The following is an 11,354-nucleotide window of genomic DNA, read 5'->3' on the forward strand; positions in this document are numbered from 1 at the left end:
GCTGTGGCCGACCTCTTTAACCTTGTGCGCAGCGTATTTCAGATCTATTAGGGAGGTCTGGATGTGGAAATATGGCAGATTGTAGGGATCGCCTTAGTAGTCTCCATTATGGGGCTTATTCTAAAACAGTTTCGCAAAGAAATTGCCCTTCAACTTACCATCTTAACTGGGGCAATAATCTTTATGCTGATCCTGGACAAGGTCAAGATCATCATTGATTTGCTTCAGAACCTTGCGGATCAGGCGAATATCAGCTCATATTATCTAATCATAGTCCTTAAGATCGTCGGGGTCGCTTATTTAGCGGAATTTGGCGCTGATATCTGCAGGGATGCGGATGAAAAAGCTCTAGCAACGAAAATTGAGATCGCCGCCAAAGTGGGGGTCTTAGTCTTGGCGATACCTATTATCGTAGCGATACTGGAGTCCATAATGAGACTCGTACCGTGAGGTGAAAAAATGCAGCGAGTAATACTTAGCTTTTTCTTCTTTTTTTTAATTTGGGGTGGGACAACTCCCCCTCTAGTCTACGCCGCAGGGGAAAATACGGTTGAAGTTAGTCCTATTCAGATTGAGCCTATTGAGGTCGAACTTAATGGGGCAACCGGGTATAAAGAGCCGGATCCTTCCCTCGATCTGGCTAATCAAGTGGATCTAACCGGGGTCCGGGGATTCTTGGATCAAATTGACCGAGATGTTCAGGAGGCTTTGCCCAATTTTTCTTTATCCCGCCTCTTTGATGATCTTCGCCAGGGCAATATTAGTCTTCATCCGGTGGTAATAGGGAAATCCCTGCTGGCTTTATTGGGAAGAGAAATTCTTGCCAGCGCTCCACTCATCAGTAAACTTTTAATCCTGGCCGTTCTTACCGCTGTCCTTCAACAGCTGCAATCAGCCTTCAGTGGAGGGGTGGGGAAGATGGCCCAAGCTCTGGCCTTTTTAGTTCTGATGGGTATAGCCTTGGCCACTTTTCAAATGGCTATGGAATTAGCCGGTAATGCAATCCAAACTATGACGGGATTCATGCAGACTCTCCTGCCGGTAATGATGACGATGCTGGCGGCTATGGGCAGTTTAACCACCGCTGCTCTATTCAAACCGGTAGTCCTGGGCAGCTTAACCTTTCTGGCGACTTTAATTAAGACTGTTGCTCTGCCCTTGTTTTTTCTGGCAGCGGTACTCAAGCTTTTTAATCAAATATCCAGTGAGTTCAAACTGAGTAAGTTGGCCGGACTTCTGGAGTTTACAGGAAAACTTAGCTTAGGAATCATTATGACTGTTTTTATTGGGGCCATGGCCGTACAGGGGGTTACCGGAGGGGTTGCTGATGGGGTTGTTTTGCGTACGGCAAAATACTCCGCCGATCTTATTCCGGTGGTGGGTAAGTTCTTCAAGGATGCTGTCGAACTGGTAGTGACCTCCGGGCTCTTATTGAAGAATGCTTTGGGAATTGTAGCTATTATCGCGATAGCACTGATCTGTTTGGGTCCGGTGGTAAAACTAGTGGCTATGATCTTGGTTTTTAAGATATCTTCCGCCTTGATTGAGCCCCTTGGTCAAAAGGAATTAGCCGATACGCTTCAGGAAATGTCTAAAAGCTTAATTTTTATCTTCGCTTCAGTAGCCTCCGTTGCGATCATGTTTTTTATGGCTGTTGCCGTGGTAGTTGGTTCCGGCAATTTGACCGTAATGCTTCGCTAAAGGAGGTGAAGTCTTGGAAAACTTACAAACTCTTGTCCGCAATTTGGCGATTATTTTATTGCTGGCCAGTTTTTTAGAAATGCTCCTTCCTTCCAAGTCCATGAAGGGTTTTATCAAATTAGTGATGGGTTTATTCGTGATCTCCGCGATCCTCACCCCTATTACTTCATTGCTGGGAATGACTATGGAAACGGCGGTACCGGCTTGGATAAAGACTGATGCCCAGGAATTGCCTGTTTTGGCTTCCGGGGAAGAGGGGGAGAAGATGGGGACCAATGCTGTTCAGAAGCAGTACAAAACCATAGTGATTAATCAGGTAAGTGCTATAGCCACAGCAGTTAAGGGTGTGAAGGATCCTCAGGTAAGTGTGGAGCTAGCAAGGGGGTCTGGGGGGTTAACAGATATACCCCAAATTAATCGCATTTATATTCGCCTGGAATCTTCCGGGCAAGGGGTTCAACCTGTCGAAGAAGTTCTTATTGACCTTAGCTCAACAACAGAAAAACAACCGGTTCTTTCGGAACCGGCCCGGGAAGTGCAGGAAAAAGTGGCTGCTTTTATGCAGTTGCCTTTAGAGCGGGTTATCGTGACGGAGAATTAAAATACATGCTCCCAGGGGTCATCACAGATAGAATAAGATCCTTCGCAAGTGCTCAGGATGACACTGCTTGATGTCATACTGAACGAAGTGAAGTATCTTGACCCAATACTAATTTCGATGTTTTCTTTATGTTGATTGCTGTGAAGTATTAGAGATAAAAATAATTAGGAGGAGTTTCGAATGAATCTTTTTAAGGATATCCAACCTAAAATTTTAATTCCGGCGGTGGTGGTAGTGGCGGCGATTATGATGATTTTCTATGGGAAAATCGGTAGTGAGAAAGTAGAACCGCTGACCCAGGTTGTACAAGCCGCTGACCCTGTTGAGGTTACACGGATCAGTACATTGGAAAAGGAGATGGAAAAGAAACTGGTTCAAAACCTCCAACAGATGGCCGGAGTAGGGAGCGTCCAAGTCTCAGTGACTTTGTCCTCAAGCCTTAGGTCCGACTATGCTACCAATGGCAGCGTTACTAAGAAGACCACCAAGGAGTCCGACAAGAATGGCGGAATAAGGGAATCCACCGAGGTAACGGAAAATAATCAATTAGTGATGCCTAGTGGCGCCGCCCAGCCGGTTATTGTCATGGAGGAACGCCCGACAGTTGCCGGGGTTCTAATCATTGCGGAAGGCGCCAGTGATCCTAAAGTACGGGAGAATGTTCATAATGCGGTAAGGACCTTGTTAGATATCTCTTCAGATAAGATCAATGTCCAACCAATGGGGGGAGTATAATGAAAGTTTTTACTTTCAAGCGCTGGCGCGACTTTTCTAAAGGACAAAAATTGGGAGTGGCTGGGGGAATCCTGGTTTTTTGCCTGATCATCGGCACTTGCCTAAGCCTGGTATTCGGTAATGAGCCCTCCAGTCTTCCCAGTCAGGAGAGCCTTCCGGTCACCGCCCTGGCAGGTGATATTGCCTTCTCTACAGAAGTCGTTAAGCACCAGCCTCAAGGGCAGGATTATTTTGTCAATTACCGGCTGCAACGAGAAGCTGCCCGTCAAGAAGCAAAGGAGATGCTGGCCCCCCTTATAAATTCTAATGTGGAAAAGACCAGGGGAGAGGCACAGGAAAAATGGCTTCAACTTACCCACAAAATCGAAAAAGAAGATCAGATAGAAAATCTCCTTAAAATCAGTGGAATCCAAGATGTGGTGGCTGATCTGGGGGCTAATGAGGTTGCGGTGATTGTTTATGCTCCTAAGTTAAGCTCCGAGGAAATTAAATTGATCCAAGATGCGGTTCTTCGGGTCACCGATATGGCAAAGGAGCAGATTCGGATATCTTACAGGTATTAGAAAACAGTATCTTGATTAAGTAGCTTCTTGCACATACCATTAGGAGATTAAATCCTTGCGTGGCTGTAAGTGCACCGGCGCGACCGGGTGAAGTGGCCTCGCGGCAAGCTATATACTGTATACTTTTGTATGATATTGTATACTTCTACCAGATTCGTTGAAAAAGGCTTGCCAGTTTCATATAATAAAACGTAATCTAAAGTCATAAGTGAAAAGGGCATGAGAGGGGTTATGTTTGATGAAACCGGTAAAAATTACAGATACAACACTTCGCGATGGGCATCAAAGCCTTTGGGCGACCCGGATGAAAACTGAAGATATGGTCCCGATTTTAAGCGAATTAGATCAGGTGGGCTATCACTCTTTAGAAGTCTGGGGAGGGGCAACTTTTGACGTTTGTCTTCGTTATCTGGGAGAAGATCCTTGGGAAAGATTACGGATCATTAAACAACACGTCAAAAAAACTCCTTTGCAAATGCTCCTTAGAGGTCAGTCTTTAGTAGGCTATCAGCATTATCCAGATGATGTAGTTCGGGAGTTTATCCGGCTAAGCGTGAAAAATGGAATCGATATCATCCGCATTTTTGATGCCTTAAATGATGTGCGTAATATGGTAGTCCCAATTGATGAAGCGAAAAAGGCCGGAGCCCATGTTCAGGCTTCCGTGGTCTATACGATCAGCCCGGTTCATACGCTGGAACATTATCTAGAGACGGCCAAAGCCCTGGTTGAACTGGGTGCGGATTCAATCTGTATTAAGGATATGGCCGGTTTACTCACACCCCAACGGGCTTATAAATTAGTAAAACTATTTAAGGACGAGCTAGGCATAATGGTACAGCTACATACCCACTATATCGGTGGTATGGGAACCATTGCTTACGTTAAGGCTGCCGAGGCAGGGGTAGATGTGATCGACACTGCCAGCGTTCCTTTGGCCTTTGGTGCCAGTCAGCCGCCGGTTGAACTGGTGGTGCGGGCACTGCAGGAATTTGAATTTGCCCCGGAAATGGATCTGCATGGGCTCTTTCAAATCGCTAATTATTTTGAGGACCTTCGTAAAAGCCGTGGCTTTGAGCGGGGGATCACCCGGATTTCCGATATGCGTGTCTTTGAGCATCAGGTTCCGGGAGGAATGATTTCCAACCTTGTCTCCCAATTGGAAGAGCAAAAAGCGCTCAATCGGATCAATGAGGTGCTTGACGAGATACCCCGTGTTAGGGCAGAATTGGGTTATCCACCTTTGGTAACGCCAACCAGCCAAATTGTGGGAACTCAAGCTGTATTAAATGTGCTAAGCAGGGCAAGATATAAATTAGTGCCGGCAGAGGTTAAGGCCTATGTGGGCGGACTTTATGGAAAGCCCCCTGCACCTATTGATCCGGAAATTCGTAAGCTGATTATTGGGGACGAGGATATTCTCACTATCCGTCCTGCAGACAATTTAGCACCTGGTCTCGAAAAGGCTGAACAAGAATGCAAGTACCTGGCCTTATCCCGAGAAGATGTCTTGAGTTATGCTCTTTTTCCTCAAGTGGCGAAAAAGTTCTTTTTAGAAAGACAAAAAGGACTTACGGTTTCGGCTAAGAAACCGGCGGTAACCCCAGCTTTGAAGGAGGATCCGAAAATGGATTTGAAAGAAATTAAGGAACTAATTAAATTACTTGGAGACACAGATATCACTGAGCTGAATTTAGAAAGCGAAGGGGTTAAAGTCTCTATCAAAAAAGGAACCGCATCCGTAGCGGCCACGGCAATGCCTGTGATGGGGACTGTGGCAGAGGTTAGTGTCCAACCTGTACCACCTGCTGACCTTGTGCCAATAGCAAAGGTTGCCTCAGTGACTCCGGCGGCCGCAGCTGCCCCCAAGGCCAATGTGGAATATATCAAGTCGCCTATGGTTGGAACCTTCTATCGTTCACCTGCTCCGGATGCCCCGGCTTTCGTGGAATTGGGACAGCAGGTTCAGGAAGGACAGACAGTATGCATTATTGAAGCTATGAAGCTGATGAATGAGATCGAAGCAGAGCTTAGCGGCAAAATCGTGGATATTCTGGTTGCTAACGGTCAGGCTGTAGAATATGGGCAACCTTTATTTGCCGTTGAAAAATAAGGAGATAAGTATGTTTAAAAAGATATTGATTGCCAACCGAGGAGAAATCGCCCTACGGATTATTCGTGCTTGCCGTGAAATGGATATTGAGACAGTAGCGGTCTTTTCCGAAGCGGACCGGGAGGCGATGCATGTTCGTGAAGCGGATCAGGCCATTTGCATCGGTCCCCATCCCTCGGCAAAAAGTTATTTGAATATCCCCAATATTATCAGTGCGGCTGAGCTAACCGGTGTGGATGCTATTCATCCCGGTTATGGCTTTTTATCAGAAAATGCACGTTTTGCCGAAATCTGTGAATCCTGCGGCATCACCTTTATCGGGCCATCCCCTGAAGCAATTGAGATGATGGGGGATAAAGCTACCGCTCGCAAGACCATGATTGAAGCAGGTGTTCCTGTGGTTCCCGGCTCTAAAGAGGTGATCACCGATGTGGAATATGCCGAAAAATTAGCTAAAGAGATCGGCTATCCGGTGATGATTAAAGCCTCAGCAGGGGGCGGGGGTAAAGGCATGCGCATTGCTCAGAACGCCAAGGAATTAGCCAAATCTATTCAAGCGGCTCAAAATGAGGCTCAAGCTGCTTTCGGCAATGGGGAGATCTATCTGGAAAAATATGTAGAAGAACCCCGCCATATTGAGTTTCAGATACTTGCCGATAAACACGGTAACGTGATTCATTTGGGGGAGCGGGATTGCTCTTTGCAACGGCGTAATCAAAAGCTTTTGGAAGAAGCCCCTTCCAGTGCGCTTACTCCCGAATTGCGGCTGGCAATGGGAGAGGCCGCAGTAAAGGCTGCACAAGCGGCTAATTACTCCAGTGCCGGTACAATTGAATTTCTGCTTGATAAGCATGGCAATTATTATTTTATTGAAATGAATACGCGGATTCAGGTGGAGCATCCGGTAACGGAATTGGTTACCGGTATCGATCTCTTAAAAGCCCAGATTCGTGTGGCAGCCGGAGAGCCTCTGGGTATTAGTCAGGAAGATGTTCAGATTCGGGGCTGGGCTATGGAATGCCGGATCAATGCGGAGAACCCGGATAAGAATTTCATGCCTTCACCGGGAACTATTGAAATTTATCATCCCCCCGGTGGCCCCGGGGTGCGAGTGGATAGTACTGCTTACCAAGGGTATATGATCCCTCCCTATTACGACTCTATGGTAGGGAAGCTGATCGTTTGGGGGGCTGATCGGGAAGAGGCTATCCAGAGAATGAAGCGGGCCCTAGATGAGTTTGTTATTGAAGGAATTCACACCACCATTCCTTTCCATCTTAGAGTGCTGGACAATGCTTTTTTCCGAAGAGGAGAAGTTTATACTAATTTTATTCAACGGCGGATTTTAGGAGAGTAGCAACAGCTTGCAACACGATTCACCTTTGCCAGAGGGGTATTCTTTTGTTATAATGACAAAAGATAGTTGCGGATTAATATGGATATGAGGTGAACATATGGAAAAACCAGATATAGAGAACGCCTTGGGTACCGTAAAGATCTCCGACGAGGTAGTTGAGATTATTGCCGGTTTGGCAGCCTCTCAAGTTGAGGGTGTGGCCGGAATGAGCGGCGGCTTTGTGGGTGATATTGCTCAGATGCTCGGGCGGGGCAAGAATCTTTCTAAGGGTGTTAAGGTTGAAGTCGGTGAACAAGAAGCCGCAGTTAATCTATACCTTGTAGTCGAATACGGGGTATCGATACCGGAGGTTTCCTTAAAGGTTCAAGGAGCAGTGAAAGAAGCTATTGAAAGTATGACGGGACTCACAGTTATTGAAACCAACGTCCATGTCCAGGGGGTTAATTTTCGTCCAGCTCCTGAGATTAAAGATGAAGAAGTTCCTCGGCTAAAATAAGCTATTAGATTACCCCCCCTGAAGTCCAGGGGGGGTATCCAAATCTAGGTGGTGAAAAGATTGTTGGGGTATATTTTTGGTGCCTTTTTAATCGGGATCGCCTCATATATTCTCGCCCTCAGTACGGGATGGGGCTTGCCTTATGCTCTTTTGCTGGACGGGATTCAGTGGTTAAGAGTTAATCCCTGGGAAAGTCTGGTCATGGCAATTTTTATTTTGATCCTCGGACTTCTGCCCTTTTTTAAACAGCGCAAAGTACCTGATAATACATTTCGAACCGTTTCTCAACTAGGCGAAGTCAGAGTCACGGTAGGGGCTATTGGCGATTTGATTGTACGCAGTGCTATGGCGATGAACGGAGTCCGCCAGGTTCAACCCTTGATTAAACAGCGAGAAGATGGCTTAGAAATTCTGTTAGATTGTCAGTTGAACCCTGAAGTGATTATCCCGGAGGTTTCTGAGCAGCTGCAAACTCGGACCAAAGAGGATGTGGAACGCTTTACCGGTATTAAAGTAGCCGAAGTGAAAGTACTGGTACGCCGCATCGAACAGGCTCAAGGGACCCGTCAGGTACGAGTTCGATGAAGATTGTTCTGAGCCTTCAACGATGAATAAGTCCAATGTTCGGCGAAGCCGGGTTTTCTATGAGTATGACAAGACTTTGGGACAAGGAACTTGTCCCTCTGCTTGAAATGAACGGAAAGCACTAGGGATAGCTTTAAAGCTTGAGGTGCAACATAATACTACATATTTTATGAGACAAGGGAACGTCCCTCTGTTTCAATAATAGGAGGAGCATATGAGCCGGAGATTAGCACGGGAAACCGCGCTGCAAGTCTTGTTCCAGTTGGATATGACTGGGGAGACACAGGGTCTGAAGCCAGTGATTAGCAAATGGGCGGAGGAATTCGCCGTACCGGAAGGAAGTATTCCTTTTGCTTTAGAGCTGGTAGAAGGGACCTTAAAATATAAAGAGGCAATTGACGAGCAACTGGAAAAGCTTTCCGAGGGCTGGTCTTTGTCCCGCATGGCTAATGTTGATCGCAATCTTTTGCGATTGGCTTGTTATGAAATCCTCTACCGGGAGGATATCCCCGGTCGTGTGACAATTAATGAAGCTATTGAAATTGCTAAACGCTATAGCAGTGATGAGTCGGGGAAATTTATCAACGGTATTTTGGATCGAATCATTGAAAGTGTAGATAAAAAGGACGGAAAAGGGAATGACCCTCTATCTGGGAATTGATACAAGTGCATATACTACTTCCTTAGCGATTGTGGACGATCAGGCTGAGCTTATCTATGAAGACAGAAAGGTCTTGGCTGTTCCAAAAGGGGAAAGAGGGCTTGCTCAATCGGCGGCCCTTTTTCAGCATGTGCAAAACCTGCCCCACCTTGTGGGTGCGGTACCGGGGAAACAATGGGAGAGAATTGCCGGCATCGGCGTAAGCACAGCTCCCCGCCCGCTCAAAGAATCCTATATGCCTGTTTTTACACCGGGTTTTGGGGTGGCCTCAGCAATAGCCTCGGCTTTAAGAATTCCTTTGCTCGAAACCAGCCATCAGGAAGGGCATTTAGCCGCCGGACTAATCTCCGGTAGAATGCGGTCGCAGCATTTTTTGGCGGTTCATATTTCCGGTGGGACTACGGAATTGCTGGAAGTCCACCGTGCTGAGCCGGGAAGACTGGAAATTGAGATTTTAGGCGGAACAACGGATTTACATGCCGGACAATTCATTGACCGGGTGGGTGTTCGCTTAGGGTTACCCTTCCCGGCGGGAAAAAGCCTCGAAGAAATGGCCCGTAATGCCAATCCGGAGGCGGCCACCTGGCTGCCTTCAGCGGTGAGAGGATTTGAAGTGAGTTTTTCGGGAGTAGAGACGGCAGCCCAACGTCTGATTGTTCAGGGAAAAGAATCAGCTGATGTAGCCAGGGCGGTTGAAGGATGCATAGTTCGTACTCTTGCAAAATTGATTCAAGCCGGCATCAATAAAACGGGTTTAACTAAGGTTCTTATCGTTGGCGGAGTTGCTTCCAATCAGTACATTCGCAAGGAATTGAGTAATAGATTGGCTAAGGTGGCCGAATTTTTCTGGGCGCTTCCCAATTGGAGCAGAGATAATGCCATTGGTGTAGCAGTTCTGACATCGGAAAAAATATTAGGAAAATTGCATCAGGCAGGAAATATAGCCGATGACAGCGAATAGTTATTTAGTTATTACGTTTTTTTATATAAAGTTTAGGAGGAGTGCACGTGTATCGGGTAGTGAAAAGAAGGCAGCTTGCTTCGGCTCCTGCCATTGTTTTGCTGGAAGTAGAAGCTCCGGCAGTCGCGGCAAAAGTCGAACCAGGTCAATTCGTGATTGTACGAATGGACGAAAGATCTGAGCGGATTCCCCTTACGGTCATGGATTTTGATCGGGAAAAGGGCACAATCACCATTGTCATTCAGGATGTAGGATATTCCTCTGCCATGATTAATTCCATGGAGGAAGGAAGCTATTTTCTAGATTTTGTGGGACCATTAGGAGTAGCGTCTGAAATTGAAAATTATGGTACGGTAGTTTGTATCGGCGGAGGATTAGGGGTTGCCCCTGTTTATCCAATTGCCCGTGCCTTAAAGGAAGCAGGTAATAAGCTTATCTCCGTGATTGGTGCACGGTGTGAAAATATCCTCATTCTCGAAGATGAAATGCGTGCTATCAGTGATGAATTGATCATTGCCACCGATGATGGTAGCAAAGGGATAAAAGGCTTTGTCACCAACGGTCTCGAACAGATTCTTGCTCAAGGAACAAAGGTAGATGCCATTTGGGCGGTGGGCCCGGTTGTGATGATGCGCTCAGTTGCAAACTTTACTCGTCCCTTGGGTATCAAAACCATTGTCAGCATGAACCCCATCATGGTCGATGGCACCGGCATGTGTGGAGCATGCCGTCTTAGTGTGGGTGATGAAACCAAATTCGCCTGTGTTGATGGTCCGGAATTTGACGGACACCTGGTAGATTTTGATCTGGCTATGAAACGTCTGGCTTTCTACAAAGATGAGGAAGAACGCGCCAAAATTTCCAAAGACTGTGATTGCGGAAAGGGGGAGCAGCAATAATGGCTTTGAAAGTACCCCGTCATGAAATGCCTTGTCAAGATCCTAAAGAGCGCGCTCATAATTTTAATGAAGTCGCTTTAGGATATTCTCGAGAAGTAGCTATGGCAGAGGCTGAACGTTGTTTGCAATGTAAAAATCCTAAATGCGTTCAAGGCTGCCCTGTAAATATTTCTATCCCCGAGTTCATTCAGAAAATCAAAGATGACGACTTCCTCGGAGCTGCCGCCGTTATTAAGCAGAGCAGCTCGCTACCCGCTGTCTGCGGTCGAGTCTGCCCTCAAGAGAGTCAATGTGAAGCCAAATGTATTGTTGGTATTAAAAGTGAGCCGGTTGCCATCGGTCGCTTAGAGCGCTTTGTTGCTGATTATGAAATTAGTCAGGGCTGTAAAGTTCCGGAACTTCCGGAGCCTACCGGTAAAAAAGTTGCTGTCATCGGTGCCGGTCCGGCGGGACTGGCTTGTGCCGGAGATTTGGCAAAGGCCGGTCATAAAGTTACCATCTTTGAGGCCCTTCACGTGGCTGGGGGAGTTCTTATGTACGGTATCCCCGAATTCCGTCTGCCCAAAGAAATTGTGCAAATGGAAATTTGCAATTTAGAGCCAATGGGCGTAGAAATTCTTGTTAACCAAGTAGTTGGTAAGGTGACTTCTGTTCATGAGCTTATGCAAAACGGCTATGATGC

General features: G+C 46.6%; 13 protein-coding genes. All 13 read left to right on the forward strand.

Annotation, left to right across the window (positions count from 1 at the left end; all coding sequences use genetic code 11):
* Positions 1 to 63: 63 nt before the first annotated feature.
* On the forward strand, positions 64 to 450 hold the full coding sequence (gene spoIIIAD, locus AC1U9U_RS13225) for a stage III sporulation protein AD (protein WP_479961019.1): 387 nt from the start codon (positions 64 to 66) through the stop codon (positions 448 to 450).
* Positions 451 to 459: 9 nt separating this feature from the next.
* Positions 460 to 1,701: a stage III sporulation protein AE gene (gene spoIIIAE / locus AC1U9U_RS13230; RefSeq protein ID WP_479961020.1), complete on the forward strand. Its 1,242-nt coding sequence runs from the start codon at positions 460 to 462 to the stop codon at positions 1,699 to 1,701.
* A 13-nt stretch (positions 1,702 to 1,714) separates the two neighbouring features.
* On the forward strand, positions 1,715 to 2,302 hold the full coding sequence (locus tag AC1U9U_RS13235) for a stage III sporulation protein AF (protein WP_479961021.1): 588 nt from the start codon (positions 1,715 to 1,717) through the stop codon (positions 2,300 to 2,302).
* Between the two features lie 180 nt (positions 2,303 to 2,482).
* Entirely contained in the window at positions 2,483 to 3,037 is a 555-nt protein-coding gene (locus AC1U9U_RS13240; RefSeq protein WP_479961022.1) for a stage III sporulation protein AH, read from the forward strand.
* Positions 3,037 to 3,600 (forward strand): SpoIIIAH-like family protein, encoded by a 564-nt coding sequence (locus AC1U9U_RS13245; protein WP_479961023.1) that lies wholly within the window; start codon positions 3,037 to 3,039, stop codon positions 3,598 to 3,600. The genes AC1U9U_RS13240 and AC1U9U_RS13245 overlap by 1 nt, the downstream gene beginning before the upstream one ends.
* A 238-nt stretch (positions 3,601 to 3,838) precedes the next feature.
* The gene (accB, locus tag AC1U9U_RS13250; RefSeq protein WP_479961024.1) at positions 3,839 to 5,713 is read left to right on the forward strand and encodes an acetyl-CoA carboxylase biotin carboxyl carrier protein; all 1,875 of its coding nucleotides are present in this window, start codon (positions 3,839 to 3,841) and stop codon (positions 5,711 to 5,713) included.
* A gap of 10 nt (positions 5,714 to 5,723) precedes the next feature.
* On the forward strand, positions 5,724 to 7,070 hold the full coding sequence (gene accC, locus AC1U9U_RS13255) for an acetyl-CoA carboxylase biotin carboxylase subunit (protein WP_479961025.1): 1,347 nt from the start codon (positions 5,724 to 5,726) through the stop codon (positions 7,068 to 7,070).
* Between the two features lie 97 nt (positions 7,071 to 7,167).
* On the forward strand, positions 7,168 to 7,566 hold the full coding sequence (locus AC1U9U_RS13260; protein ID WP_479961026.1) for an Asp23/Gls24 family envelope stress response protein: 399 nt from the start codon (positions 7,168 to 7,170) through the stop codon (positions 7,564 to 7,566).
* Positions 7,567 to 7,626: 60 nt separating this feature from the next.
* The gene (gene amaP, locus AC1U9U_RS13265; RefSeq protein WP_479961027.1) at positions 7,627 to 8,151 is read left to right on the forward strand and encodes an alkaline shock response membrane anchor protein AmaP; all 525 of its coding nucleotides are present in this window, start codon (positions 7,627 to 7,629) and stop codon (positions 8,149 to 8,151) included.
* Positions 8,152 to 8,365: 214 nt separating this feature from the next.
* Positions 8,366 to 8,812 (forward strand): transcription antitermination factor NusB, encoded by a 447-nt coding sequence (gene nusB, locus AC1U9U_RS13270; RefSeq protein WP_479961028.1) that lies wholly within the window; start codon positions 8,366 to 8,368, stop codon positions 8,810 to 8,812.
* A complete protein-coding gene (locus AC1U9U_RS13275) occupies positions 8,790 to 9,773 on the forward strand; it encodes a Kae1-like domain-containing protein (protein ID WP_479961029.1) in 984 nt (327 codons plus the stop codon). The genes nusB and AC1U9U_RS13275 overlap by 23 nt, the downstream gene beginning before the upstream one ends.
* A gap of 47 nt (positions 9,774 to 9,820) precedes the next feature.
* Positions 9,821 to 10,672: a sulfide/dihydroorotate dehydrogenase-like FAD/NAD-binding protein gene (locus AC1U9U_RS13280; protein WP_479961030.1), complete on the forward strand. Its 852-nt coding sequence runs from the start codon at positions 9,821 to 9,823 to the stop codon at positions 10,670 to 10,672.
* Positions 10,672 to 11,354: FAD-dependent oxidoreductase (locus AC1U9U_RS13285; protein WP_479961031.1), on the forward strand; the 683-nt coding region annotated here is incomplete at its 3' end. The genes AC1U9U_RS13280 and AC1U9U_RS13285, both read left to right, overlap by 1 nt.

The sequence above is a fragment of the Desulfitobacterium sp. genome (assembly GCF_982384815.1).

What these genes read in the sequence shown, in the direction of transcription:
- spoIIIAE (WP_479961020.1), top strand. Translation starts at nt 460, where the DNA reads ATGCAGCGAGTAATACTTAGCTTTTTCTTCTTTTTTTTAATTTGGGGT.
- AC1U9U_RS13240 (WP_479961022.1), top strand. Translation starts at nt 2,483, where the DNA reads ATGAATCTTTTTAAGGATATCCAACCTAAAATTTTAATTCCGGCGGTG.
- AC1U9U_RS13245 (WP_479961023.1), top strand. Translation starts at nt 3,037, where the DNA reads ATGAAAGTTTTTACTTTCAAGCGCTGGCGCGACTTTTCTAAAGGACAA.
- accB (WP_479961024.1), top strand. Translation starts at nt 3,839, where the DNA reads ATGAAACCGGTAAAAATTACAGATACAACACTTCGCGATGGGCATCAA.
- accC (WP_479961025.1), top strand. Translation starts at nt 5,724, where the DNA reads ATGTTTAAAAAGATATTGATTGCCAACCGAGGAGAAATCGCCCTACGG.
- AC1U9U_RS13260 (WP_479961026.1), top strand. Translation starts at nt 7,168, where the DNA reads ATGGAAAAACCAGATATAGAGAACGCCTTGGGTACCGTAAAGATCTCC.
- nusB (WP_479961028.1), top strand. Translation starts at nt 8,366, where the DNA reads ATGAGCCGGAGATTAGCACGGGAAACCGCGCTGCAAGTCTTGTTCCAG.
- AC1U9U_RS13275 (WP_479961029.1), top strand. Translation starts at nt 8,790, where the DNA reads ATGACCCTCTATCTGGGAATTGATACAAGTGCATATACTACTTCCTTA.